We start from the raw sequence: 25,924 nt of genomic DNA on the forward strand, positions 1-25,924 counted from the left end.
TGTCCTCCGGTTGAATTACGCCGCGGTGCGCGACAGGACTTTCCCGAGAAAGCTCCTGAGACGCAGATCGCCTGGCGCATGAAAGATGTCGGCGGGCGGCCCCGACTCCACGATCGTGCCGCGGTCGGTAAAGAACACCACGTCGGCGACTTCTTCGGCGAAACGCATCTCGTGCGTAACGAGCACGCAGGTCATGCCATCGCGGCTCAGATCGCGGATCACCGCCAGCACTTCGCTGACCATTTCCGGATCGAGCGCGGCGGTCACCTCGTCGAAGAGGATGATGGCCGGTTGCATCGCGAGCGCCCGCGCGATCGCCACGCGCTGCTGCTGGCCGCCGGAAAGCTGCGCGGGATAGGCGGCTTCCTTGCCCGTCAGATGCACCCGCGCCAGCAGTTCGAGAGCGCGCGTCCTGACCTCGTCGCGCGACTCGCGCAACACCTGAACCGGCGCCATCATGATGTTTTCCAGTACCGTGCGATGCGGGAACAGGTTGTATTGCTGGAACACCATGGACACCTGGTGACGCAAGGGAACGAGGTCGCGCTCGCGGCGTAGCTGCTCGACGGCGAATGCGCCGACGCGAATGGTGCCGCGATCGACCGGTATCAGGCCGTTCAGGCAGCGTAGCAGCGTCGATTTTCCGGAGCCCGACGGGCCGATGATGCAAGCGGTCTCGCCCTGGCGGATCGACATCGAAACCCCTTTGAGCACCTCGGTGCCGCCGAACGACTTGTGCACATCCACGAGTTCGATCAACGGGGCCTTCTGCTGGATCACGTTCATGACTTTTCTCGCATCTGGCGTTCGAGGCGGCGGCTCAGTGTCGCAATCGGAAAGGCGAACAGGAAGAACAGTAGCAGTACATACAGTTGTACCGCCGTGGCATAGCGCGAACCGTCGCTCGCCGTGATGGTATTGGCCACCGAGAGCACGTCCGACGTACCCGTGACGACCGCGAGACTGCTGCCGATGAAAAGCATCGCGAACACCGTCATCATGTTCGGCAGGATCAGCGGAATCGCCTGCGGCACCACCACGTACCGCAGGATCTGGTTCTTGCGGTAACCCAGGGCGCGCGCCGACTCCCATTGCCCGCTCGGAATGGCGTCGATACCGCCCCTCAGCACTTCGGCCACGTTCGCCGTGACTGGCAAGGAGAGGCCAACCACTGCTTTCACGAACGGCGAGAATGGAATGACGATGCCGAACACCGGTATGTAGAACGGCAGCAGATACAGCATCGCGTAGAGTGCGATCAGCCACGGCGTATTGCGCAGCAGATTGACGACGCCGACCGACAGCGCCCGCATGAACCGCGCATTGGCGATCGTGCCCGCGCACAGAAGCACCCCCGTCATGAGAGACACCATGATCGCCGCCACGCTCATCAGGACGTTGGCGCTGAAGCCGCCGCCGAAGCCATGAAAGCCGGGCGCGCCGGTGAGCAGCATGCCGCTGCGCGTGGCCAGCAAGCCGAATGCTTCGCCTGTCGTCCGGCCGTACGAGGCGACGAGCGCGGCCAGCAGCAATAGCGGCACGCCAACCATGCCGTAGACGAACGCGCGGGTCTCGGGCTTCATCGTGTTCATATTCCGTACCCCGGAATGCGCAGCGCGTTGCCGATGCGCCCCGCCACAATCGACGCAAACGACGCCAGAAGCAGATAGATGACCCATACCGTCAGCATCACTTCGAGATTGCGGAAGTTCTCGAGCGAGATCTGTGTTGCGTAGTACATCACGTCGGCCACCGCGACGAACGCCGCCTGCGATGAGGTCTTGATGAGACTGACGATATTATTCGTCATCGGGACGGTGGACAGGCGCATCGCCATTGGCAACTGGATATGCCAGAAGGTCCGCAGGCGCGTGTAGCCGAGACTGCGTGCGGCTTCCACGGTCGCGTGCGGCACCGAGTGCAGACCCGAACGCACGATCTCGACCGCAATACCGCCGTTATAGAGCGCAAGCGACAGCACCATGCACGTGAAGCCGCTGAACACCGGGATCTGTTGGCCGGTCGCGAGGTTGTGCACCGAGAGTCCCAGTTCGGAGAGCGTGAAGTACAGTACGAAGAGCTGCACGAGCGGCGGCGTGTTTCGCAACAGCTCCACGACGACCGTCGTTAGCGTTTCCAGCACCGGCACGCGGAAGAAGATCATCGCCGCGCCCACAATGCCAATGACATACATCAACGCGATCGCGCACACGCACATGGCCACCGTCGTGCCGATGCCGCGCAACAGCCACGTCTGGTAGAGCGGATCTGCGAGCCAGCTTAAATCGAGCGTCATGGAGTTACCGTCGCACGCCTTCTGATCGGGCTCACCGGATTATTTGGCCGATGCCTGCGTCTGCTGTTCGACCACGAATTTACTCGTGCCCATGTTGTAGCTCTTCTCGGCATTGACGAGGACACCGGCGGCCTCCGCTTTCTTGATGGCGCCATTGAGCGCCGCGAGGAAGGCCGGTTCATTCTTGCGTACACCACCGACGATGGGCACAAAGTCGTAAGCGTCCAGCGCGATCTTGTCCTTGTCTTTCCAGCCCGGTTCGGACACTTTCAGCGTCAGGTTCGGGCCGTCGTAAGCGATCGCCTCGCAGCGGTCATCCTCGAAGGCCTTGTACATTTGCGCCGTGCCCGTGAAGAGCACGGTGTCCGCACCGAGCTTTTCCTGCAGCGCGCGGTTGTACATGTTGCCCTGACTGCCGCACACCTTGCGGCCCTTCAGGTCATCCCACTTCGCGATGGTGGTGTTCTTCGGCGCGAGCAGCACCATGCCCGCCATCATGTAGTACGGGTCGGTGAAGTCGATCACCTTCGCGCGGTCGGGGTTTTTCCCGAGCGTCGCGAAGATCACGTCGATGCGCCCCGCGTTCAGCAGTTCGATCCGGTTCGATGCCACCACCGGCACGAATTCGATCGCGGTGTCCGAGCCGAACAGGTCCTTCGCCACGTATTTGGCGAGGTCCACCTCGAAGCCGATCTCCTGACCCTTGTTGTCTAGATAGCCGAACGGGACGTAATCGTTGCGGATGCCGACAATCAGCTTGCCGCGTGCCTTGACCGTCGCCAGCTGGTCGGCGTGCGCCGCCCCCGCCAGGCAACTGCACATAACCGCGAACATCACGAGACGGACCCACCACGACGGCTTCGACATTAACTTCTCCCGGACAGATGAGGTGTATTCGGCGTCCCATGCGGCAGGCGGCATGTAGCGTGCTGCTATTTTTCATCGCGTGACTATCAGCGTCAAATAGGACAAAATTCACTTCTTATAAGCTGACCTTATCCGGAGAAGGCGCCGTGAATGTCCGTCAACTGGAGTCGTTTCAGGCCGTGATGACCGCTGGAAGCCTCACCGCGGCTGCCGGCATGCTGAGCGTTTCGCAGCCGGCAATCAGTCAACTGATCGCGCAGCTCGAACGAAGTTGCGGATTTTCCTTGTTCACCCGGGCCGGCACGAAGATGCGGCCCACGCGCGAAGCGGACGTGCTGTTTGCTGAAGTGCAGCGCATGTTCATTGGAGTGGGACGCGTCGCGAATATCGCCAAGGCCTTGCGCGATCAAACCTGGGGCGCGCTGAGTGTCGCCTCGTTTCCGGTACTGACGCGGCGCGTGCTGCCGGACGTGGTCACGCGTTTTTGCGCGGAGCGGCCGGACGTGAAATTCAGCATCGAGAGCATGCGCTCCCGCTCGCTTGTCGACGCCGTGGCAACGCAACAAGTCGATTTGGGATTCAGCGTGCTGCCAGGGGACCGGCCGGAAGTGGAAAGCACCTACCTCTGCACCATGCGCGGCGTGTGCATTCTGCCGACCGGTCACCGCCTTGCCAATCGACGCCTGATTCGCGCAAAAGATCTGGATGGCGAAGCATTCGTCGCCCTCGGACCGCAGGACCATTCGCGTTTCCTGATCGACAAGATTTTCGAGGAAGCGGACGTAGAGCGCCGTATCCAGATCGAGGTCGGACAGTCAGAGACCGCCTGCGCCTTCGTCGCCAACGGCGTGGGCGTGGCGGTGGTCGACCCGATCAGCGTGTACAACAATGCCGGCGGCAAGTTCGCGGTATGCGCATTTGAGCCGAAGATGGAATTCGACATCTGGTTGATCCGCTCGAAGACGGCGCGGCCGTTCGCACTGATCGAAACGTTCTCGACATACGCATGCGCGCATATCCTGAAGCTGAAGGATGAAGCAATCGACATGTTGCACAGGCGCGGTTGACAGCACGCGCTTCACGGCACGCACTTCACGGCCTTCATCCGATCCGCTGTTCCGTGCATCTATCTACGCCGGTACGGGCCACAGAGCGTATTCCGGCAAGTGAGGGCTTCATGTCAGCCACCGCGTTTCGACGCGCGGCGCAAGATTATTTTCCCGGCCGCCGTCTCCCCCGCCCGCAACGCGAATCCTGCGTATTCGCGCTCGAGAAACGGCGCGGCATGTTCGAGCAGGAAGCGCCGGAACGCGATGCAAGTCGGCGACAACCGCTTCGAACGAAGGTGAACGATTTGCCACGTGCGGTCGACTGGCGTGCCATTGACGTCGAGCAACGCAAGCTCCTGCGAACGCAACTCGAGCGCGAGGGTATGCAACGAGATCAGGCTCACGCCCATGCCGGCCATCACAGCCTGCTTGATCGATTCGTTGCTGCCCAGCGTCACGCTGCGCGCCGGTGTGAACAAGTGTTGCTTGAACATTTGCTCGGACACCGCGCGCGTTCCCGACCCCGGTTCGCGCAGCAGGAACGTATCGCCCGCCAGCTCCTGCAGGTCGAACCGGCGCGCGTCCCGCAGCGGATGATCGACAGGCCCGATCAATACGTGGGGATGATAAGCCAATGGCTCCGCCGTCGTGCCGAGCTCGGGCGGCGGGCGGCCCATGATGGCGAGGTCGGTGGCATTATCCTGTAGCTGGCGCAGCAGGACCTCGCGATTTCCCACCGAAAAGCGCACGTCCACGCGCGGATACTGCCGCGAATAGGCAGCAAGTAGTTTCGGTGCGAAATAGGTCGCAGAACTTACGATACTCACTGAGATCGAACCACTGTCGGCCATCGACAGCGAAGACATCGCGTCTTCGGCGTCCTTGATTTCTCCGAGAATCCGGCTCGCATGGTGCGACAATCGTTCGCCGGCTTCGGTCAATGTGAGCTTGCGGGCAACGCGCTCGAACAGCGGCAGCCCGACAGCTTCCTCCAGTTGCCGGATCTGCATGGAGATCGCCGGCTGCGTCAGGTGCAATTCCTCGGCGGCACGCGCAAAGCTCGGATACCGGCAAGCGATCACGAATATCTGCAACTGTCGCAAGGTCAGCGAGCGAATAAAGTTCACTGTAGACGGCCATCCTGCAAACCAGCTTTATGCGGCTCGCTTGACTATCGAGCTTCATCAAACCTCTGAAGCCAAGCGAGTAAACGTGTCTGGCACCCATGTGCGCAGGTTCACTTAGCCGTCTTCTGCTGCTGCCCGAATGCGTCGAATGCCCGTGCCGAATAAACTATTGCCGCACCCGCATTCAACGCGATGGCCACCGAAAGGGCAGCCGCGACCTCTTCCTTGCTGGCTCCCGCCCGCGCCGCGGCGGCACTGTGCACCGTGATGCAGCCATCGCAGCGCGTAGTGACTGCCACCGCCAGCGCGATCAGTTCGCGAGTCTTGGCGTCGAGCACGCCGTCCTTTGCCGCCGCGCCGTCGAGCGCTTCGAATCCGGCCAGCATCGCGGGCGCGTTTGCGCCCAGTTCGCCTATTGCGTCCATTAGCCTGGGCGCGTAGCTTTGGGTATCGATCAACATGGACTGGCTCCAATGTGAATGGTTGTGTGGTCGGCGACCCGCAGCCATCCGCGAAGAAAGAACCGTGTCAGCGGCTCGCACGAGGAGCGTTCACGGCCTTGTCCGGTGTCTTCTTGCCGGGCAGCGGGGACAAGGCGCGCAACGCGCCCTGATAACTCAGCGTTTCACTCTGTACAGGATGCGCGAAATCATCGTTCGAACCCGGTACGTCCGTGCGGATGAGCAGCACCTGACCCGGTACCGCTTCCGACATGACAAAGGTATAGCGTTTGCCGATGTACTGAGGAAAGCGCGCGCCATTCGGATCCCCTAGATAGGGCTGGATCACGATCTGCTTCGCCCGGACCTTCTGGCCTTGCGCGTCGCCGGTCACCGGCGTGATCGGCGGGCTGGCCGCCAGCGCCAGGCGTACGCGGCGCTGGAAATAGCGGCGCTGTCCTCCCGTCAACTGCTCCATCTCCGCAATGTCACGCTCGAGGAAATACAAGATCACGGGATTGCACGGCAGGCCTTCACCGGGCACCTCGACCTTGCCGCCATGGTCGCTCACCAGCGCGTCGCCGTTGGCGTTGTCGGCGCTGACTACCAGGACCTTGACGGTATCCTTCTCCCTCGCCGGCGGTCCGGTGCGCTCGACAGCGTAGTCCAGTTCGGTTTGCGGCTGAATACCCTTCAGGTGCGTCGACAGGAAAAGAAGCCGCTCGGCCGGCGCGATCTCGGGACTGGCGCTACTTGCCGGGCTTGCCGCGCTGGAAGCATCCGCCGCAACCGCATGGCCGGAAGCAGCCAGCAAGACACTGGCCACGGCGGCGACCCAACTTGCCCGCAGTCTTGCCATGCGCGTCCACGCTCTCATTTCGCGTTGGCCTGTGCGGCCGGGGGCTCGCTGATAGCGAGCAACGGGACCTCATAACTCGTCAGTATCTTGTCGATCTTGCCCTGGTTCGCCCCGATCCACTGGTCGACCTTCGTCTTCCACGCGCCTTCGCCATAACGCACGCCCATCGATATTTCATAGTCGAAACGTACTCCCGGCGTTGGAGGGAAGGCCACCAACCTGACCTTGTCGCCGGCTTGCTTCGCGAAATAACCGGCAATGGGTCCCCACAAGAAAACGACATCCACATTACCCGCCGACATGTCGCGCTGGATCATCTCGCCCGGGAATTCCGCGGGGTCGCCGCTTTGCACCTTATACGACACCGCTTGCTCGATCAGGTTGTTGCCAAGGAGCCAATCGACAGCGGGCGTATTGGAAAAGATCCCGAGACGCAGTTTATGCAACTGGTCGGGCGGTAGCTTGAGGAGATCGGACGGCGTCTTGATCGATGAGAATTCGGGGCGGTTCGGAAAGACCATCGCGTAAGTGGAGTGGAGCCAGGGACGCGTGGTCGACGTCATGTCGTATCCCTTCGGCACGCCGATCACCACGTCGCACTTGTAGTCTTCCGTGTCGGGTATCTTCTCGCGCAGCGTGTGCCGGATGAAGCCCATGCGCTGCGGAAAGTACGTGTATTCGATCTTGTAGCCGAAGTCGCTCGCCATCTGAGCCGCGATCTTGTTTTCGAAACCCTCTGCCTTGTCATTCGAGAGCGGCATGTTGTTGGGGTCCGCGCATACACGCAGCACGCCGTCGGCTCCGTCGTTGTGCGGCAGCGCGGGACCGTCAGCATGGGCGGTACCGAACCCAAGCGCCATGCAAGCTGCTGCGAGCGCTTTGCGCGCGAACGCGCCAAGCCTTGAGTAAGCGACACAAGCGACGTAAGCGTCAGACATCAGTCCCCTCCGGTAAAGCATGTACAGGCGCCAACGTCAGCGACGCTCGGGCAGCGTGGATGTTCAGCGTGGATATTATTTGGCATCGATCGCCTGCAAGTCACCCGGCTTGATCTTGCCGTCGGAACGCCCCTTCAGATACGCAAAAAGGTTCTGCCAATTCTTCTGCATCATGTTGCTGGAACTGAAGTCGGGCATACCCTTATCGAGACGTCCGCCGAACACGGTCCGGTGAAACTCCGTCGGATCGAGGGTCTTGAACGCATCGATCAGCGACGGCCCCACCATGCCCTGCTGCTGCGCGCCGTGACAACGTTCACAGTCAAGCGCCCGCCAGGTCCGCCAACCTTGCAACGTGTTGTTATCAACCTTGTTACCGTCGACAACCTGGTAAGCAACCGGCTTCATCTGCGCTGGATCGGTCTGGGCGTATGAAACGGGTAACGTCACCAGGGCTATCGCCAGCGGCAAGAGTATTCGGCCTTTCATTGCGCGTGTCTCCTTCGGTGTGAACGTGCTGCACCATACGTCTTGCACGCATTGGCGCAGGGTTGGAACGATTGGTGCCGGGTTGGAACCATTGGTGCCGGATCCCGGGACCCGGCCGGCCGCCTCTGTCATGCAGGGGCGGCCGGCGCGTGTCGTCAAGCTCTCTTGATGAATCGTGACGACCGGCTGGAAGAGGCTGAAGCTCCGGCCCCTGTCAACTCGGGATGGCAAACACGAACAGCGTGCCGCCAAGCGCCGTGTACTTCGCAAGTTCGCGATAACCGCCGACCGCGCCCAGACCCTCCGTGGACTTCTCAAGGCCTGCCGCCATGCCGATACCCGCCCATCCGCCAATGCCCGAATAGACGCCGACAAACTGCTTGCCCTGATACTCATACGTGAACACGTTGCCAATGATTCCGGACGGTGTCTTGAACTTCCAAAGCTCCTTGCCATCCGAGATACGCACGGCCTTCAGGTAGCCTTCGAGCGTGCCATAGAAGGCAATGCCGCCCGCGGTCGCCAATGCACCCGACCATACCGAGAACTTCTCCGGCTTGGACCACGCGATCCGGCCCTTGCTGGCGTCCCAGGCAATGAAGTTACCCATCGCACCCTTCTCGTTCGGACCCGGATACATCGACAACGTGGCCCCCACGTAAGGCTGGCCGGAAACGTATTCGACTTCAAACGGTTCGTAATCCATACATACGTGATTGGTCGGGACGAGGAACAGGTTGCTCTTCGGATCGTAGGCCGCCGGTTGCTGGTCCTTCGAGCCCAGCGCCGCCGGACAGATGCCCTTCACGTTGTGGTCGGGACCGGCCGCCTGAGTCGAGTAAGCCGCGTTGCGGATCGGCAAACCGCTCTTCAGGTCCACGCGGTCAGCCCAGTTGACTGCCGGGTCGAACTTGTCGGCAACCAGCAACTGTCCTGTTTCGCGATTGAGCGTGTAGCCGAAGCCGTTACGGTCGAAGTGGACGATTGCCGGCACTTTCTTGCCGTTCATAGGCAGGTCGGCAAGGATCATTTCGTTCACGCCGTCATAGTCCCATTCGTCGTGAGGCGTCATCTGGTAGACCCATTTCGCCTGTCCCGTGTTCAGGTCGCGGGCGAAGATGGACATCGACCATTTGTTGTCGCCGGGTCGTTGCGTCGGGTTCCAGGTGCCGGGGTTTCCCGTGCCGTAGTAGACAAGATTCAGCTTCGGGTCCCATGCATACCAGCCCCAGGTCGTACCGCCGCCGGTCTTCCACTGGTCGCCCTTCCAGGTCTTGAGCGAGGAGTCCGCGCCAACTGGCACCATCTTGCCGTCGGCCCACGTCATGGTCTTGTCGGGGTCGATCAGCATCTCGTTGTCCGGACCCGTGCTGTAGGCAGTCCAGACCGGCTTGCCGGTCTTGATGTCGTAGGCAATGAGCCGCCCGCGTACGCCGAACTCGCCGCCTGAAATGCCGGTGAGCACCTTGTCGCCGAATACATGCGGCGCGTTGGTGTTGGTCTCGCCCGCCTTGGCATTACCGTTCTGTGCGGTCCATTTCACGTCGCCGGTCTTTGCGTCCAGCGCAACGAGCTTCGTGTCGGCTTGCTGAAGAAAGATCTTGCCGTCACCGTAGGCAAGCCCGCGGTTTACCGTGTCGCAACACATCACCGACACCACCTGCGCGTCCTGCTTCGGTTCGTATTGCCAGATGAACGTCTGGTCCTTCAGGTTGATCGCAATGACCTTGTTGGGAAATGGCGAGTGGATATACATCGTGTCGCCGATGACAAGCGGCGAACCCTCGTGACCGCGCAACACGCCGGTCGACATGGTCCAGGCAACCTGCAGCTTCGCCACGTTGCTTTCATTGATCTGCTTGAGCGGGCTATAGCGGTGATTGGAATAATCACCCGCTTGTGCTGCCCAGTTCGATGAGTTCTTGATCAGGGCGTCGAGCTGCGAATCGGCCTGTGCAACAAAAGAGCTGAGGGCCGTTACCGCAACCACCGCCAGTCCGAGAACCAGGGTGCGTAATTTCATGTCTCCTCCAGAATGTGTTGCCGTCCGACTCAGGGATGACCCGACCACCTATGCCCCGGGCGCGCCTTCACCGGTGCGGGCAGCGAGTTGAACCTCCGCCCGGTCAATGCCGGGCTTGCTGTTTGCGAAGACGAATTGCATATTCCATGCCGGAATTACGTGTGCCGTCGAATAGGCCGGCGGAGATGGACGAAGATTGACGGGGCGCGGCACGGGTTGCGGCGGCGGCGGCGCGGAGAGAAAATCCTGAGGAGACGGATAGCGTCACGATGGCGCGAGGGTGAGACGCTTCATTCGGATTACGACACATACTGTGTCAAATCCGCGATACACGCGATACACGATACACACCCCTGTCTGAAAGGCGCTGCAGCTCAGTGTTCCCGGGGAGGCAGGCGGTGCGCTGCAGCAACGCGCGGCGCGCGGGCGTTGTTCATTTGCGAGGCGTGGTCTTCGCGCGGGCTGTTACACGGGCTGGCGCGGTGTTTGCACGGCTTTGCAAGTTGAACTTCGGTTGAGGTTCTCTATGAACGAGTGTAGGGAGGTATCGCCATGGCCAGCACACAGCCCGAGAGGGTCTACTCCGACAATGAAATCCAGCAGCGTCTCACCGGCGCGCTCCAGCACTGGTACATGGAGGACGGCTGGCTGCGCCGCAAGTACAAGACGGAGGGATGGAAGGGCACGCTGATGGTGGTGAATACCGTCGGGCATCTCGCGGAAGCGGCGTGGCACCACCCGGACCTGACGGTGTCGTATGCATTCGTGGTCGTGAAACTGAAGACGCATTCGGCCAAAGGCATCACCGACAAGGATTTCGCGCTCGCGACCAAGATCGAGGAAGTGATCCAGTGGCAACCGGGACTGGAAGGGGGGCCGCTGGAGGGCACCCCTCGCGACGACCAGCGTTTCCGCTATATCAAGTACGACGCACCGAAGGCCTGAGCGGGTCCGTGAATCCGTTGGTACGGCTCTTGCCTTGAAGGCCACGCACCCGGCTTCACCGCCACGGCTTTGACCACGACATCGAACCCAGGGACACTCGCGATGCAGCTTCGCCTGGATCAGCAATCGGACCGTGAATCGGACCGTGAATCGGACCATGAGTCGGACCATTCGACGGATACCGCCGCGCCGCTTTCCACCGTGACGGTCGATGCCCCCGCTCGCCTGCACCTGGGTTTTCTCGACCCGAGCGGGTCGCTCGGGCGCGCATTCGGCAGCGTCGGATTGACAATAGACGCACCCGGTACGCGGATCACCGCACGCTACGCCGACGAGACGCAGGTACTCGGCGCACACACCGACGCACAGCGCGAGCGCATCACGCACTATCTGGGCTTGCTGCATGACGCCTACGGCGGACGGCCGGTCCTGATCGACGTCCGGCGCGCCCCTCGCGCGCACGCGGGCCTCGGCTCGGGCACGCAGCTCGCGCTGGCGGTCGGCACCGCGTTCGTCAGATTGCTGGGACGGCCTGTGCCCACCGCCGATCTCGCACGGCTGCTCGGACGCGGCGCGCGCTCGGGTATCGGCATGCTCGGTTTTGATCACGGCGGGTTGATCGTGGACAGCGGCCCCGGCGCCGGCCATGGATCCCACCCGCCTCGCCGCGTGCCATCGATCCTGACACGCCTGCCGTTTCCCGACACCTGGCGCATCCTGCTCGTCGACGACACCCGTCAGGAGGGCCTTCACGGCGACGAGGAACGGCAAGCGCTCGCGACCCTCGCTCCATTCCCGGAAGAGCTTGCCGCACACCTGTGTCACCTCGTGCTCATGCTCGTGCTGCCCGGCATCGCGGAACATGATTTCGATGCGTTCGCGAGAGGTATCGGCGAATTGCAGCAGACTATCGGCGAATATTTCGCGCCCGCTCAAGGCGGTATTTTCTCGAGCCCCGCAGTGGCGGCGACACTCGACGCGGCTGCCGTCGCCACGGAACATCGCGCGGGCATCGGCCAGACATCGTGGGGACCCACCGGTTTCGCGTTCGTGCACAGCGCCCAGGATGCCGAGCGGGCGCTCGCCGCCGCGATGAACGCCGCGCGCGGCATCCCCGGCATCGTGTGTTCGGTGGCGGCGGCGAACAATCGCGGCGCGTCCATTCATGCCGGTGGCCTGCAACGCTGCACAAGCGATCTCCCTTAAGCGCCGCGGGTATCGATCCACAGACCCAGGGGCCCAAGGCCCATTGAACCGCCATCAACCGGAAACGAGTCCATCGCCATGTCCGAAGCCACAGAAAGGCCCTACATCCTGCACATGTTGACGGCCACGCCGCAGATGAGTCCCTTCGATGTCAACATGGCCGCCGATGCCGGTTACCAGGTCATTGTTCCCTACTGCAATGTCCGTGCGGAGAACGTCGTCACGCTGACCCAGGATGCGATTTTTTCACGCGGTCCCAAAGGCGTGTCGCGCACGGGGATTTTCATCGGCGGACGCGACGTCATGCTCGCCGCCGACATGCTCGACACCGCGCGCCATGCAATGGTCCCGCCCTTCGAAGTCTCGGTATTTGCCGATCCGAGCGGCTCGTACACGACCGCCGCCGCGCTCGTCGCGCTCGTCGAACGTCACCTGAAAGCGGGCCACGGCGCGGAACTCGGCGGCAAGCGCGTACTGATTCTCGGGGGCACCGGCGCGGTGGGTCGCGTGGCCGCCGCCATGGCCGCGTCGCTGGGTGCGCAAGTCCTGATAGCGAGCCATTCGGACATCGCCCGCGCGACCCAGGTGAGTGACGAAGTCAACCAGCGCTTTGACATCGCGACCACCGGCGTCTCGGTTCACACGCGTGACGAATTGCATCACGCGCTCGCGGCCGCCGAGGTCGTGATGGCAACCGCGGTGGCAGGTGTTCAGGTCATGAGCGCCGCCGACGTCAGGGTCGCAAAACACTTGCTGATCGCGGCCGATGTCAATGCCGTGCCGCCCGAAGGCATCGCGGGCGTGCACGTCATGGACGATGGCAAGCCGCTCGCGGGCGCGGTGCGCGAAGACGCGCTCGCCATAGGCGCGCTTGCGATCGGCAACGTCAAATACCAGGTTGAGCATCGCCTGTTCATCCGGATGCGCACCGGCGGCAAGCCGGTCTATCTCGGCTTTCCCGAAGCCTTCGACGAAGCCCGCGCGATCGTCGGCGGCATCGCCTGATGCATCGTTCGTCCATGACGCCCGGCATCCGTTGCGCGCAAGCATCGACCATCGCCGCCGTCGGGTTGTCGGCGCGCATGCTGGCGCAGTCCGCGCGGCGCGCGGGGCTGAACGTGGCCGCGCTGGATATCTTCGGCGACCGCGACACGCGGCGTTATGCGCCGCTATGGTTCGATATCGGCGGCGAGGGTTTGTCGATCGACCCTCAACGGCTCTTCGACGCGCTTGAGCGTACGGCGCGGCTGCCACGCATGCTCGGCTTCGTGACGAGCAGCGGACTCGAGCCGCTGATGCAGGAATTGTGCAGCGCACGGCGATTGCCGCGCCTGATAGGGAACAGCGCCGAAGCAACCGCGGCCGTGCGCGAGCCGCGCCGGTTTTTTGCGCTGCTCGATCGCCTGGGCATCGCCCATCCGGAGGTCTCCCACCTACCTCCCCCGGATCCCGCCGGCTGGCTCTTCAAACGCGCCGACGGCTGCGGCGGGATGCATATTGAAGCACTTGATTCGATGTCGAACAAACCGGCGGCCGACGGCTATTTCCAGCGCCTGGCCGCAGGACGTTCGATGTCCGCGCTGTTTGTCGCCGCACGGCGAAAAGCGTCCGTCATCGGCTTTGCAGAGCAGCTCAGCCAAGCCGCGGGCAACCGGCCGTTCCTGCACACCGGGTCGATCGGTCCCGCCGAGGTCTCGCCGCCCGTCATGGACTTCGTCACGACGGCAATCGGCGCGATCGTGGCGAACACGGGCCTCGCAGGGCTGAACAGCATCGACTTCCTGCTGGACGGCGACACTGTCCAGGTCCTCGAGATCAATGCGCGCCCTTCATCGACGATGACACTCTACGAGACCGCCGCGCCCGAAGCATGGCCGCGTGGTTTGATCGCGTGTCATCTCGATGCGTGTCTAGATGGCCGCTTACCTCCGCCCTCATCCCCCTTCCCCGCTGCAACGCGCTCAAAAGCCGGTCAGCGCGTGGTGTTCGCGCCGCGCAACCTGGTTATCTCCGGTCCCTTCAGCAATGCCTGCCTGGCCGACCCTGCGTGCCATGACGTGCCGCATCCCGGCGCACAAATCGGCGCGGGCGAGCCGGTCTGCACGTTAGTCGTCACGCAGTCCTCCACCTCCGCCGTCCGCGACGAACTCGAGCGCCGCGAAGCGCTCGTTTTACAACGGATCAAAACCTGCCATGAGCACACTGATGCCGTCATCTCTTCCTCCGCCTGAGGTCAGCGTCAACGCGCTGAGCGAGCGGCTCGCCAGCCGGCTTGTCGACCATGCCGCGCGGCTGCGCCTGGCCGTTTCGCGCACGCCCGACGGCACGGTGATCGTCGACGCGGGTATCGACGCCACGGGCGGCATCGAAGCGGGCGTGCTGATCGCGCGGCTGTGCATGGGCGGTCTCGGGCGGGTTGCGGTACGCACGAGTCTCGACGCCAATCCGCTCTGGCCGAGCATGATCGAGGTCCATACGTCGTCACCCGTGCTCGCCTGCCTTGGCAGCCAATACGCGGGTTGGAGCTTGTCGGCGACGAAGGAACAAACCAGCGGCAAAAAGTTCTTCTCGCTCGGATCAGGCCCGGCGCGCGCGTTGGCGGGCAAGGAAACGCTCTTCGATGAACTCGGCTATCGCGACCGCCACGATCGCGGCGCGCTCGTGCTGGAAGTGGACCGCTTGCCGCCGCCAGTCGTGATCGACAAGATCCTGCGCGACTGCGCATTGGCGCCCGACAAACTCACGCTCATTGTCACGCCGACACACTCTGTCGCGGGAACGGTGCAGGTCGTCGCACGCGTGGTCGAGGTTGCACTGCACAAGACGCATGTGCTCGGCGTGGACCTCGGCGAGATCATCGAGGGCAGCGGCTCGGCGCCTTTACCGCCGCCCGCGCCGGACGCGATCCAGGCGATGGGCCGCACCAACGACGCCATTCTCTACGGCGGCCGTGTGCACCTGAGCGTGAAAAGCGACGCCGTCGCACAACGGCTCGCCGCGGAATTACCGTCATCGAATGCGCGCGATTACGGGCGTCCTTTCGCCGATATCTTCACATCGTTCAACTACGACTTTTATCAGATCGACCCCGCGTTGTTCGCGCCCGCCGAAGTGTGGGTCAGCAGCCTCGAAAGCGGCACGACCTATCACGGCGGCAAGCTCGACATGGCGCTGCTCGACACCCAGTGGAGCAGCACGTCAGCGCCGCAATCCGGCGCAGGGCAGCCGCCATGAGCATCGGACTTCGGGTCGCCATCATGACCGACGAAACCGGCTGGCACACCGGACGCCTGAAGAAAGCGTTCCTCGCGCGTGACGTAAACGCGCGCTGCGTGGATCTGGCGCAATGCCGGATCGACACCACGTGGGCGGCTCACGGTCTCGCGATCCCGGGCTTCGGGCACGACCTGCCCGATGCGGTATTCGTACGCGGCATCGCGGGCGGAACGTTCGAGCAGGTCACGCTGCGGCTCGGCATCCTGCACGCGCTGCGCGAATGCGGCGTGCCGGTCTACAACGACGCGCGCGCGATCGAGCGCAGCGTCGATAAATCGATGACCAGTTTTCTACTCAACCTGCATGGCGTGCCGACGCCCGCCACGTGGGCAGGTGAATCGGCAGCCTTCGCGCAGCGGGTATTGATGCGTGAGGCGGCCGCGAACCGCCGGGTCGTGCTCAAGCCGCTGTTTGGATCGCAGGGCAAGGGGTTGAGACGGCTAGGAGCCAACCGTCGTGACGGAACGCTCGCGCCGTTGCCGTCATTGCGGGCATCCGGGCAAGTCGCTTATCTGCAGCGCTATGTGGAAACCGCGCGGCCGGGCTTCGACTGGCGCGTTCTCGTGATCGGCGGCAGGGCGGTCGCGGCCATGCGGCGCGTGGGCGGCAAAGGCTGGATTCATAACTTCGCGCAAGGGGCGACATGCGAGCGCGCGCCGCTCGACCCCGTCCTCGCCGACACCGCCGAGCGAGCGACCCGCGCACTCGGCCTCGACTATGCGGGCGTCGACCTGATTCCTTCTCCGCGCGCGTCCGGTAACGGCGACGATGAAAAACGGCCGCTGGTGCTCGAAGTCAACGGCGTGGCGGCATGGCGAGGCTTGCAATCGGTGACGGATCTCGACATAGCCGCCGCGCTCGCTGACGACCTGCTTGAGCGCAGGCTCGCGGCGCACGCGCCGGCGGCTCTCAAGACCCGCAATGTCTTGCGATAGCGCCCTCACCCTCGCCAAGGCAAGAGCGGCCTTTTTACGGGCTTGCCGGCTCGATGTAGAAACCGCAAAGCCGGGCAACGTCAGCGTCGGCTACCCGGGCCACGGCATGACGGCCGCCCAATTCATCGCGAGCGCGGACGCCGCGGCGAATGCGCTGTTCGCGCCCGGCGCGAGGGTCGGCATGCGCATGCTCGACGCGGTCAGCCGCACGCGCGAGGCGGCCGGCTGCAATACCAACCTCGGCATCGTGTTGCTGGTCTCGCCACTTGCCGCCGCGCTCGAGATCCACGCGGATGACCCTCGCGCCGACGCCGGCCTCTCTGCCGGCGCATGGCGCACTGCAACGCAACGGGTACTGGCCACGCTCGATCTCGACGATACCCGCGCCGCTTATCGCGCAATCGCGCTCGCGAATCCCGGCGGCCTGGGCGACGCACCCGAACAATCGGTCCATGACTTGCCGAGCGTCGATCTTCGCACCGCGATGACGCTGGCTGCCGACCGCGACAGCATCGCGCGCCAGTATGCGAATGGATTTCGCGACGTGTTCGAAACGGGCCTTGAAACCGTGCGCCGCGCTCAACCTTCAGGACATTCGCAACCGGCCACGGCGCTCACGCTTGACGTGTTCCTTGCCTTCCTGAGCGGCTGGCCCGATTCACACATTGTGCGCAAGCACGGCCTGCCCGTGGCGCAGAGTGTCACGCGGGAGGCACGCAAGCGTCAGGACGCGATGCATCGCGCGCTGGCTCACGGCACAGTCGCGAACGAACTGCTTGCCCTCGGCGAGTGGGACGCCGAACTCAAGGCGCAAGGCATCAACCCGGGCACGAGCGCGGATCTCACGGTCGCCACGTTGTTCGTCGCCGGCGTCGCCGACGGCATCCTGGACGAGACCTGAGCGCACCTGAGCGCACCTGAGCACGCGGCTGCGCCCGACACTGCGGCGACAAGCCTGCCATTGGCACGGAACATGATAGGAACAGCCATGGTTCTCAACCAGCACCGGGCGTCGTCGATCCGCGCCGTTCGCGTGCCGCCCGCCAAGCGGGCACATTCAATATCCAATCACTGGAGGAACAGCATGGCCAAAATCAACCGCGTCATGGTAGGCGAGTCGCTAGTCGGCGACGGCAACGAGGTCGCTCATATCGACTTGCTGATTGGACCGCGCGGTTCTGCTGTCGAAACCGCGTTTTGCCACGCCCTGACCAATAACAAGGACGGCTTCACGTCGCTGCTGGCGGTCGTCGCGCCCAATCTCATCACCCGTCCGAATACGGTGATGTTCAATAAGGTAACCATCAAGGGTGCAAAGCAGGCCGTGCAGATGTTCGGTCCTGCCCAGCATGCTGTCGCGCTCGCAGTCGCGGATAGCGTTGAAGACGGCACGATTCCGAAGGACGAAGCCGACGACGTTTTTATATGCGTGGGCGTATTCATTCACTGGGAAGCCGACGACGACAAGAAGATCCAGGAATACAACTACAAGGCTACCCGTGAAGCGATCCAGCGCGCGGTTGCCGGTGAACCAAGCGCTGCCGATGTGGTTGCGAAGAAATCTTCCGTCGCGCATCCATTTGCGGCGGCCTGAAGCGCGGCGCAGCTCTATGGCGTTGTGTCAAAAACGAGCAGGTCTGGAAGGAGCCGCCAAAGTCATTCGTGACATGCGGCCCGCCCCACTCCTTCATTCAACCGAGAAATTACCCTTTTGGAGAGGACCCGGCATGACCTCCAGATGTCGCAGGCGGCTGCTGATTGCCTGCCTCGTGCTTGCTCCGTCGCTTGCATGGGCGACAGACCCGTCGACCGATCCCGTGGCCCCAGGCGCCGGCAATCCGGCGCAAGGCCACGATTACCCCACTCAGGGGCGCGTGGAATACGTGCTCGGCTGCATGGATGACAACGGTCACGACTTCGCCAACGTGTACAAATGCTCTTGCGCGATCGACCATATTGCGGCGGTTCTTCCCTACGACGACTACGTCGAGCAAATGACGTTCTCGAAATATTCGACGCTCGGCGGCGAGGGCGGCAACGAGTTTCGCGTAGATCGGGCTAAAGCCCAAACGAAGAACTTCCGTACGATCCAGACCGAAGCTTTCCGCGCATGCGGCGTGACAAAGTCCGCCGCCAGGACCCCGTGAAGCGTGCGGCAGCGGTAAGCACATGCGGCGCGTGGTCTTTTTCGGGGCCATTAAGCGTACTGACGATCAGTTCGGGATAAGCCCTTTTCCAAGGAAAGCGCAGGTCACGGCTTGCGCACTGACCGGCTCACGCCTGCGTTCGATTAAAACCCCGACCGATTCCACATCGGGAAACTTTGCGGGCTTCGCAAGCGACACCCGAACCCAATGCGCCCCGAAATCGGCAATCACCAGTTGAGCAATTTTCTCGGCAAGACGTTCGAGCAACTGCACGCCATGCGAAGCCAGCAATTTATGCAGCGCGTCGTGGACAGCTGCATAATTTACCGTGTCCTCGATACGATCGGTCGCACAGGCGCGGATCGACGGCACCCCTATCGTGAGATTGATCCGCACCGGTTGCGGGTCCCGCAGTTCACTTACATCAATACCAATCACCGTTTCCCCGGTGAAACCCTTGATGTAGACCATGTCCATGGGCAGGTTGCCGGTGGCTTGCGGCGGGGTATCGGCGGCGCGATAGTGAGGAATCACATCCATTTCTGCGCTCTGAAGCGTGCCCGGCGAAGGTCGTGTGGGTCGAAGCGCATCGAAAAGCTCCATGAATAATCTCCGTTACCGATTGCCGGAAAAGTGCAGTGGACGGGCAGTCGACGTGCTGTTGACCTGCCGTTGACATGCCATTAATAAATAAATAGCCGCGGCAGTGTGTGCCGCGAAATCGAAACAGCCTGTGAGCGTGCTGTATCGCCTGGCTTGGGGCTTGCAGGCGGGCGCTTACGCATACACCGTTGCCACAATTGCACCAAGCCACAAGCAAAAATCGGGCGCACCGGCATGCACTGACGCGACTACTTATTGAACCCTGGCGTCATCGGAGGTAAAGTTTCGCGAATGCGGATCTGTTCATAAAACGTCAATACGTACCGCTTCGCGCATCTGCGGGCACAGAAAACGCAGCGCGGGGGAACACCATAGATACGGCGCCGCAGTGGCCTGCGAACTCTCGCAGGCACGAACCGGACGCCCCGGAGACAAGTCCCATGTCGTCGTTCGCAGACAGTAACGTGCACGTCCGGGAAGTACTGAACATCGTCAATAATCAACTGCCGACTCGCCCGACAAGCGACTCGGTCGCTCAATCATGGACGCGTTGCCTGAAGGAGTTCAGGCTCGATCCGGCGCGTTTTGTCATGCCGCCGGTGCTGACGCAGCCGGAGCTCACCGCGCGGCGCGAAGCGGCCAGCGACCTGATCGCGTGCTCGAAGCTCGAGATGACGACGCTCTACCAGCAGCTCGCGGACCCTGAACTCGCCGTCGTGCTCGTCGATGCCGACGGTGTGATCGTGCATCAGGTGGCCTCGGTGCCGTTCGGGGAAGCAATCGCCGCCGACGGGCTGCGCGTAGGTGCGTTATGGAGCGAGCGTGAAGCCGGCACCAACGGCATGGGAACCTGCCTCGCCGAGCGCGAATGCATAGCGGTCTATCAGCATGAGCATTTCTATCCGCGCTATACGTCGCTGACTTGCTCGGCGGCGCCCATCTTCAACGATCGCGGCGAAGTGGCCGGCGTGCTCGACGTAACCAGCCGTTCCAAGCTGCTGCAGCAGCACTCGCTGGTGCTGGTGGGCATGTCGAGACAGATGATCGAGAATCGCCTGATCGACGCGCGATACCGGCACGCGAACATGATCCACTTTCACAGCCGGCCGGAATTTGTTGGCACGCTGCATGCCGGGAAGCTCGCCGTCAGCGATGACGGTGTCGTGCTCGCGGCCAGCCGCAGCGCACTGTTCCAGCTCGATTTCCGCTCGCATGCGCAGTTGTGCGGCAAACGAATCGAGGAAGCGTTCAACGTGTCGCTCGAGGACATGATCGCCCGCAGTATCCGCGGCTCGTTTCACCCGGTCACCGTCTATAGCGCCAACGCAAACAACCGGTTTTTCCTGATCGCCCAGACGCCGCGCGATGCGGCGACCGGCACGACCCGCATTTTCATGAACGACCCGACGAACCGCGTGTTGTCCGCCGCCGCACGCGGCCGGCCCGTGCCAACGGCCAGGGAAACACCCGGCCAGGCCGGGCGGCTGGAGAAGCTCTCGCATCTGGAGTTCGGCGATCCGCGCATGGCGTCGCAGATCCAGCTCGCTGTGCGGGTGATCCAGCGCAAGATCCCGATCATCCTGCGCGGTCAGACCGGCACCGGCAAGGAAGTCTTTGCCAACGCACTCCATGGCATCAGCCCGAATAGCAGCGGCAGCTTTGTTGCGGTGAACTGCGCGTCGTTACCGGAGAACCTGATCGAGAGCGAATTGTTCGGGTATCGGGCTGGCGCTTTCACCGGCGCGCAGCGTGAAGGACGGCGTGGCAAGATCGTGCAGGCGAACGGAGGGACGCTGTTTCTCGATGAAATCGGCGACATGCCGATGGCGTTACAAGCTCGCCTTCTGCGTGTACTGGAGGAGCACGAAGTCACCCCGCTCGGCGCGGAAACGACGGTGAAGGTGGATTTCCAGTTGATCAGTGCAAGCCACCGCAACCTGCTGGAGCTGGTGCAGAGCGGCGCGTTCCGCGAAGACTTGTATTACCGGCTCAATGGTATCGAGATCAACTTGCCGCCGCTGCGCGAACGGGCCGACGCGCTCGCGTTGATTCACCATCTGCTTGCCAGCGAATCGGACTCGGACGAGCCGCCGTCGCTTAGCGCCGAAGCGCGGCATGCGCTGTTGAACTATGCGTGGCCCGGCAACATCCGCCAGTTGCGCCACGTGCTGCAAATGGCGATAGCGTTGTGCGATGGACCAGAGATCGACTGCTCGCATCTCCCGGCCGAGGTCGTGCAATACGCGGGCGCAACACCGGCCGCGCGCCTGGGACTGGCGACCGGCATGAGCGGCACGCCCGTGACCGGCCCGTTCCCGCATGACGCAGACGAAGCCGATACCTCCGAGCTCAACGCGATCCAGGTCAAGGAGCGCGAGACCGTGCTGGAGCTACTCGATGAACATCGCTGGAACGTCAGTAGCGTGGCGAAAGGGCTCGGTATCAGCCGCAACACGCTGTACCGGAAGATGCACCGCTTGCATATCCGGTTATCGCATGACGGGTCCGCCGCACCGTCGAACTCATGAGCGTGCCTTCGGCTTCCGATCAAGGTTCGGGTTCGGGTTCGCCCGCGCCCGGACCCGCGCGCAGGCTTGATCAGTTCAAACCCGATGCGGGTTTTGCGTGGTGCGTGACTGGCTCGGGGCACATGATCGAGGAATCCATCGAGCTTGCCTGCAGGCTGCCGGGCGTGGACTTGTTTTTGTCGTCGGCAGGAGAGGAAGTGTTGCCGCTTTATGGATGGCCGCTGCCGAAGTTGCGCGAGCATTTTCGGGTGTTGCGCGACAACAGTGCCAGCGGCGTACCGGTCGGCATGCTTTATGAAGGCAAATATCATACGGTCGTGATCGCGCCCGCGACGAGCAACACGGTCGCCAAGTGTGCGCTGGGAATTTCCGACACGCTGCCCACCAACATGTATGCGCAAGCGGGCAAGCAATGCATACCGGGCATTGTTTTCGCATGTGACACAGCGCCGAGCGTGATCACCCAGAGCCCGCATGAGTGGGTCGAGGTGCGCCCGCGCAGCGTCGAGCTCCGGCATGTGGAGCAACTGGCGCTGATCGAATACACGACGGTGGCGCGCTCGCTCGATGAGCTGAAGGCAGCGCTCGATCAACGGCTGTCGACGCTCGGACTCGCATGGACCACATCGTCTTCCTGACTGGCAGGCTTGCCGAACGCAGTTTGCAACAGGTGCTTGGGGACATGGCGCCGACGCCGTTCACCTGGGAGATCCGTGAGATCGGACTTCAGGTAGCGGCGCTGATGACCGCCGACATGATCCGCCGGCGCGTACCCTTGCCGCTTGCGGCCACGCGGATGATCGTGCCGGGGCGATGCCGGGGCGATCTCGACGCGTTGAGCGGGCATTTCGGCGTGCCGGTCGAACGGGGTCCGGAGGAGGTCAAGGATTTGCCGCAGTTCTTCGGGCGTGAGGCGCGCCACTTCGACCTGTCCGGGTACGAGACGGAGATTTTCGCGGAGATCGTCGATGCGCCGCGACTCGACATCGACGGCATTGTTGAGCGGGCTCGCGTGTATGCGGCTCAGGGCGCCAATGTGATCGATATCGGCTGCCTGCCTGAAACACCCTTTCCACACCTGGAAGACTCGGTGCATGCGCTTAAGGCACGCGGGTATCGAGTGAGCGTGGATTCCATGCGCACCGAGGAGCTTGTGCGGGGCGGCCGCGCGGGTGCCGATTACCTGATGAGTCTTAATCTGGATACCTTATGGATTGCTGATGAAGTGGCCTCCGTGCCAATTCTGGTGGCACGGGATCCGGGCGATCCAGGCTCGCTCGACGCAGCGATCGATGCGCTTCTGGCTGCGAAGCGACCGTTTCTTGCCGATCCCATTCTTGATCCGATTCCGTTTGGGCTGGCTCGATCCATTGCGCGTTATGTCGGGTTGCGGTCTCGCTATCCAGAGATCGGCATCATGATGGGCATTGGCAATGTAACGGAGTTGATCGAAGCCGATACGAGCGGGATCAATGCGGTGTTGCTGGGCATGGCTGCAGAATTACGGGTTAGCGCGGTGCTGACTACATCGGTCAGTTTGCATGCGCGGCGCGCTGTCAGAGAGGCTGACGTGGCGCGGCGGATCATGCATGTGGCACGCGACGCGCAGGTGTTGCCGAAGGGGATTTGCAGCGACTTGTCGGCGTTGCATGCCAAGCGGCCCTTTCCTTACGATCCCGCGGAAATTGCGTTGATTGCTGAGGCGGTGCGTGATCCGAATTTTCGGGTTCAGGTCGCGGCTGATGGCATTCACGTTTATAACCGCGATGGTCATGTCGTCGAGGGGGATCCGTTCGCACTTTATCCGGGGCTTGGGCTGGAGTCCGATGGGGGGCATGCGTTTTATATGGGCGTGCAGTTGGCCCGTGCGGAGATTGCGTGGAAGCTGGGGAAACGGTTTGATCAGGATCAGGAGTTGGACTGGGGATGCCAGGTGGAGGTGGAAAGATCCACTTCGGATCTTGATTGCTGGGCGGCGCCGGGGAGTACTCGGAAGCGTTCGTGAATGAGGGGTTTTGCTGGGGTTTGAGGTGGTGGTTTTTTGGGGGTTGGGCTGGTTGGTCAGGTTCTGGGGTTTGGGGTTAGCGGTCGGTCGGGGTTGATGCCGGGTTGGTCGGTTCTGGGGGTAGTGGTCGGAGTCAATGCCGGGTTGGTGCTTTCGGCCGTGGTGGTCTGCGAGAGTTGGATTTTCTCTTTATCACTATTAGCCACTGTGCGTGGCGGCACGTCATTTCTTTGTCCAAAGCGACAAAGAAACGAAGCAAAGAAAACGCTTTAACCGCTCTACCCTAAGTGTCCACAGCGTGCAGTTTTCATTCATAGGTGCCCCAAAAGCACGGTGCTCGCCAGAGCGGAGGATGTGTGAACCCCTCCTTCTCCGAACACCGATACCCACACGCTTCGCCACCAGTGACTGAACCTGCCCATGGAGCACCCCGCGCTATCCGCGGACGACCAACCACCAATTTGTACGCACGACGGACCACGCCGCCAACCCGCCAAGTAATAAAGCCCCAAAATATGTAAAGCCGCAACCGACGAAAATAACCGCGTAAGCACGCGGTCAGCTCACCAAAAACTGAAGCACTAAACACGCATCGAGCTGCTAGGCACCAAGTTGTGAGCCACGAATATGGCCGCACGAACCAGGCCGCGAACCCATCAAAAAAACACGGCCGGCAGAACGCGTGAGGCCGTGCGGATTCCTTGGCAATTGTGCTTGCCCGAGAGCGTACGGGGCGAAGCGTGTTCGTGTCAGGATTCGCGAGAAGGAGGGGTTCAAACATCCTCCGCTCTGGCGAGCACCGTGCTTTTGGGGCACCCATGAATGAAAACTGCACGCTGTGGACACTTAGGGTAGCGTGGTTAAAAGCGCTTTCTTTGCTTCGTTTCTTTGTCGCTTTGGACAAAGAAATGACGTGCCGCCACGCACAGTGGCTAAAAGTGATAAAGAGAAAATCCAACTCTTGCAGACCACTAACACTGAAAGCACCAACCCGGCATCAACCCCGACCGCTAACACCAGAACCTAGCACCCCGGCATAGACCCCGACCGATAACCCCAAACCACAAACCCCAAACCCCAGAACCTGCCCAAACAAGCGCCAGCGACTAATACTTCCGTGCCATCACATCCAACCCTAGCGGCTTGATCCTGTCAGCCTGCCCGGCGCATCCAAACGCCTCGAACCGTGCCACGCACAGATCCCTCGCCGCAGCCGTCGCTGCCTTCAACGCATGACGCGGATCGAACTCACCCTTCGCCATTGCCAGCGACCTTCGCATCGCCCCGGTCATCACCAACCTGATATCCGTATCGATATTCACCTTGCGCACGCCATTTGCAATCCCGCGCTGAATCTCTTCCACCGGCACGCCATACGTCACCGGTATCTCACCACCATACTCACGAATAATCGACAACCATTCCTGCGGCACCGACGACGATCCATGCATCACCAAATGCGTATCCGGAATCAACCGGTGAATCGCAACTATCCGGTCAATCGCCAGAATCTCCCCATCCGGCTGACGACTAAACTTGTACGCGCCATGCGACGTCCCAATGGCAATAGCAAGCGCATCCACGCCCGTCGCCCCGACAAATGCCCTTGCCTGCTCGGGATCGGTCAACAAATCGTCACGCGACAACCGGCCCTGCGCTCCCACGCCATCCTCCTCGCCGGCCTGCCCCGTTTCGAGCGAACCAAGACACCCAAGCTCCCCTTCCACCGAAACCCCCACCGCATGCGCCGCCTCCACGACCCGCCGGCTAACCTCCACGTTGTAAACGTAATCGGCAGGCGTCTTCTGGTCAGGCATCAACGATCCATCCATCATCACGGACGTGAAGCCCGACCGGATCGCCTGCTGGCACACCGATGGACTCGCCCCATGATCCTGGTGCAGTACGACCGGCAGGTCTGGATGCGCCTCGATCGCAGCCAACACAAGATGACGCAGGTACGGCTCCCCGGCATATTTGCGTGCCCCCGCGGACGCCTGCAAAATCACGGGACTGCGCGTTGCCTCTGCAGCCTGCATGATCGACTGGATCTGCTCCATGTTATTCACGTTGAACGCAGGCACGCCATAGCCATGTTCCGCTGCATGATCCAGCAACTGACGCAATGCGATAAATGACATTTCGGACTCCGTTATATCAAGGCTATCAATAACCCCCTGAAAACCGATGC

25 protein-coding genes are annotated in these 25,924 nt (G+C 62.2%); 13 read left to right on the forward strand and 12 right to left on the reverse strand.

The window, feature by feature from the left end:
* Positions 1-15: 15 nt before the first annotated feature.
* The 4 genes from ACSQ8V_RS25560 to ACSQ8V_RS25575 are packed head-to-tail and all read right to left on the reverse strand — an operon-like array spanning position 16 to position 3,163.
* Positions 16-786 carry an amino acid ABC transporter ATP-binding protein gene (locus ACSQ8V_RS25560; protein WP_436207554.1) on the reverse strand — a complete coding sequence of 257 codons (771 nt, stop codon included), beginning with the start codon at positions 784-786 and terminating at the stop codon, positions 16-18.
* The gene (locus ACSQ8V_RS25565; RefSeq protein WP_436207555.1) at positions 783-1,592 is read right to left on the reverse strand and encodes an ABC transporter permease subunit; all 810 of its coding nucleotides are present in this window, start codon (positions 1,590-1,592) and stop codon (positions 783-785) included. The genes ACSQ8V_RS25560 and ACSQ8V_RS25565 overlap by 4 nt, the downstream gene beginning before the upstream one ends.
* Entirely contained in the window at positions 1,589-2,296 is a 708-nt protein-coding gene (locus tag ACSQ8V_RS25570) for an amino acid ABC transporter permease (protein ID WP_213765433.1), read from the reverse strand. The genes ACSQ8V_RS25565 and ACSQ8V_RS25570 overlap by 4 nt, the downstream gene beginning before the upstream one ends.
* Positions 2,297-2,335: 39 nt before the next feature.
* Entirely contained in the window at positions 2,336-3,163 is an 828-nt protein-coding gene (locus tag ACSQ8V_RS25575) for a transporter substrate-binding domain-containing protein (protein WP_213765434.1), read from the reverse strand.
* A gap of 146 nt (positions 3,164-3,309) precedes the next feature.
* Here ACSQ8V_RS25575 and ACSQ8V_RS25580 point away from each other — a divergent pair, with 146 nt between their 5' ends.
* Positions 3,310-4,230, forward strand: coding sequence for a LysR substrate-binding domain-containing protein (locus ACSQ8V_RS25580; RefSeq protein ID WP_436207556.1), 921 nt, complete (start codon positions 3,310-3,312; stop codon positions 4,228-4,230).
* A 113-nt stretch (positions 4,231-4,343) separates the two neighbouring features.
* Here ACSQ8V_RS25580 and ACSQ8V_RS25585 read toward each other — a convergent pair whose 3' ends face one another.
* From ACSQ8V_RS25585 to ACSQ8V_RS25610, 6 genes are all read right to left on the reverse strand, one after another.
* On the reverse strand, positions 4,344-5,339 hold the full coding sequence (locus tag ACSQ8V_RS25585) for a LysR family transcriptional regulator (RefSeq protein WP_436207557.1): 996 nt from the start codon (positions 5,337-5,339) through the stop codon (positions 4,344-4,346).
* A 110-nt stretch (positions 5,340-5,449) separates the two neighbouring features.
* On the reverse strand, positions 5,450-5,764 hold the full coding sequence (locus ACSQ8V_RS25590; protein WP_436184961.1) for a carboxymuconolactone decarboxylase family protein: 315 nt from the start codon (positions 5,762-5,764) through the stop codon (positions 5,450-5,452).
* Positions 5,765-5,867: 103 nt separating this feature from the next.
* Positions 5,868-6,638 carry a hypothetical protein gene (locus ACSQ8V_RS25595; protein ID WP_436207558.1) on the reverse strand — a complete coding sequence of 257 codons (771 nt, stop codon included), beginning with the start codon at positions 6,636-6,638 and terminating at the stop codon, positions 5,868-5,870.
* A gap of 14 nt (positions 6,639-6,652) precedes the next feature.
* Entirely contained in the window at positions 6,653-7,498 is an 846-nt protein-coding gene (locus ACSQ8V_RS25600) for a substrate-binding domain-containing protein (RefSeq protein ID WP_436208009.1), read from the reverse strand.
* 153 nt (positions 7,499-7,651) lie between these two features.
* Positions 7,652-8,065 carry a c-type cytochrome gene (locus ACSQ8V_RS25605; RefSeq protein WP_213765439.1) on the reverse strand — a complete coding sequence of 138 codons (414 nt, stop codon included), beginning with the start codon at positions 8,063-8,065 and terminating at the stop codon, positions 7,652-7,654.
* Positions 8,066-8,279: 214 nt separating this feature from the next.
* Positions 8,280-10,088 (reverse strand): methanol/ethanol family PQQ-dependent dehydrogenase, encoded by a 1,809-nt coding sequence (locus tag ACSQ8V_RS25610; protein WP_213765440.1) that lies wholly within the window; start codon positions 10,086-10,088, stop codon positions 8,280-8,282.
* 552 nt (positions 10,089-10,640) lie between these two features.
* Between ACSQ8V_RS25610 and ACSQ8V_RS25615 the strand changes: the two genes are divergently transcribed.
* From ACSQ8V_RS25615 to ACSQ8V_RS25655, 9 genes are all read left to right on the forward strand, one after another.
* Positions 10,641-11,033, forward strand: a complete 393-nt coding sequence (locus ACSQ8V_RS25615; protein WP_213765441.1) for a 4a-hydroxytetrahydrobiopterin dehydratase — start codon at positions 10,641-10,643, stop codon at positions 11,031-11,033.
* Positions 11,034-11,135: 102 nt separating this feature from the next.
* Complete coding sequence (locus ACSQ8V_RS25620; protein ID WP_436207559.1) at positions 11,136-12,239, forward strand: beta-ribofuranosylaminobenzene 5'-phosphate synthase family protein; 1,104 nt, start codon at positions 11,136-11,138, stop codon at positions 12,237-12,239.
* 78 nt (positions 12,240-12,317) lie between these two features.
* The gene (locus ACSQ8V_RS25625; RefSeq protein ID WP_436207560.1) at positions 12,318-13,244 is read left to right on the forward strand and encodes an NAD(P)-dependent methylenetetrahydromethanopterin dehydrogenase; all 927 of its coding nucleotides are present in this window, start codon (positions 12,318-12,320) and stop codon (positions 13,242-13,244) included.
* A gap of 14 nt (positions 13,245-13,258) precedes the next feature.
* Positions 13,259-14,470, forward strand: coding sequence for an ATP-grasp domain-containing protein (locus ACSQ8V_RS25630; RefSeq protein ID WP_436208010.1), 1,212 nt, complete (start codon positions 13,259-13,261; stop codon positions 14,468-14,470).
* Positions 14,433-15,473: a methenyltetrahydromethanopterin cyclohydrolase gene (mch, locus tag ACSQ8V_RS25635; RefSeq protein WP_436184458.1), complete on the forward strand. Its 1,041-nt coding sequence runs from the start codon at positions 14,433-14,435 to the stop codon at positions 15,471-15,473. The genes ACSQ8V_RS25630 and mch overlap by 38 nt, the downstream gene beginning before the upstream one ends.
* Positions 15,470-16,450 carry an ATP-grasp domain-containing protein gene (locus ACSQ8V_RS25640; protein ID WP_436207561.1) on the forward strand — a complete coding sequence of 327 codons (981 nt, stop codon included), beginning with the start codon at positions 15,470-15,472 and terminating at the stop codon, positions 16,448-16,450. Before mch ends, ACSQ8V_RS25640 begins: the two co-directional genes overlap by 4 nt.
* A complete protein-coding gene (locus tag ACSQ8V_RS25645) occupies positions 16,437-17,351 on the forward strand; it encodes a triphosphoribosyl-dephospho-CoA synthase (RefSeq protein WP_436207562.1) in 915 nt (304 codons plus the stop codon). Before ACSQ8V_RS25640 ends, ACSQ8V_RS25645 begins: the two co-directional genes overlap by 14 nt.
* A gap of 183 nt (positions 17,352-17,534) precedes the next feature.
* Positions 17,535-18,044: a formaldehyde-activating enzyme gene (gene fae, locus ACSQ8V_RS25650; protein WP_213765447.1), complete on the forward strand. Its 510-nt coding sequence runs from the start codon at positions 17,535-17,537 to the stop codon at positions 18,042-18,044.
* Between the two features lie 133 nt (positions 18,045-18,177).
* A complete protein-coding gene (locus ACSQ8V_RS25655; protein WP_436207563.1) occupies positions 18,178-18,597 on the forward strand; it encodes a hypothetical protein in 420 nt (139 codons plus the stop codon).
* 66 nt (positions 18,598-18,663) lie between these two features.
* On the opposite strand, the gene ACSQ8V_RS25660 is transcribed toward ACSQ8V_RS25655, so the two are convergent.
* Positions 18,664-19,200 (reverse strand): dihydroneopterin aldolase, encoded by a 537-nt coding sequence (locus ACSQ8V_RS25660; RefSeq protein ID WP_436207564.1) that lies wholly within the window; start codon positions 19,198-19,200, stop codon positions 18,664-18,666.
* Positions 19,201-19,640: 440 nt separating this feature from the next.
* Here ACSQ8V_RS25660 and ACSQ8V_RS25665 point away from each other — a divergent pair, with 440 nt between their 5' ends.
* From ACSQ8V_RS25665 to ACSQ8V_RS25675, 3 genes are read left to right on the forward strand one after another with little or no spacing between them, the layout of a single operon-like run.
* On the forward strand, positions 19,641-21,728 hold the full coding sequence (locus ACSQ8V_RS25665) for a sigma-54-dependent Fis family transcriptional regulator (RefSeq protein WP_436207565.1): 2,088 nt from the start codon (positions 19,641-19,643) through the stop codon (positions 21,726-21,728).
* The gene (locus ACSQ8V_RS25670) at positions 21,725-22,366 is read left to right on the forward strand and encodes a flavoprotein (RefSeq protein WP_436207566.1); all 642 of its coding nucleotides are present in this window, start codon (positions 21,725-21,727) and stop codon (positions 22,364-22,366) included. The genes ACSQ8V_RS25665 and ACSQ8V_RS25670 overlap by 4 nt, the downstream gene beginning before the upstream one ends.
* Positions 22,345-23,733, forward strand: a complete 1,389-nt coding sequence (locus ACSQ8V_RS25675) for a DUF6513 domain-containing protein (protein ID WP_436207567.1) — start codon at positions 22,345-22,347, stop codon at positions 23,731-23,733. The genes ACSQ8V_RS25670 and ACSQ8V_RS25675 overlap by 22 nt, the downstream gene beginning before the upstream one ends.
* A gap of 1,106 nt (positions 23,734-24,839) precedes the next feature.
* Here the strand turns inward: ACSQ8V_RS25675 and fba are convergent.
* Positions 24,840-25,874, reverse strand: coding sequence for a class II fructose-bisphosphate aldolase (fba, locus tag ACSQ8V_RS25680; RefSeq protein ID WP_436207568.1), 1,035 nt, complete (start codon positions 25,872-25,874; stop codon positions 24,840-24,842).
* Between the last annotated feature and the right edge of the window lie 50 nt (positions 25,875-25,924).

Source organism: Caballeronia sp. LjRoot31 (genome assembly GCF_964253885.1).
Taxonomy (GTDB): Bacteria; Pseudomonadota; Gammaproteobacteria; order Burkholderiales; family Burkholderiaceae; genus Caballeronia.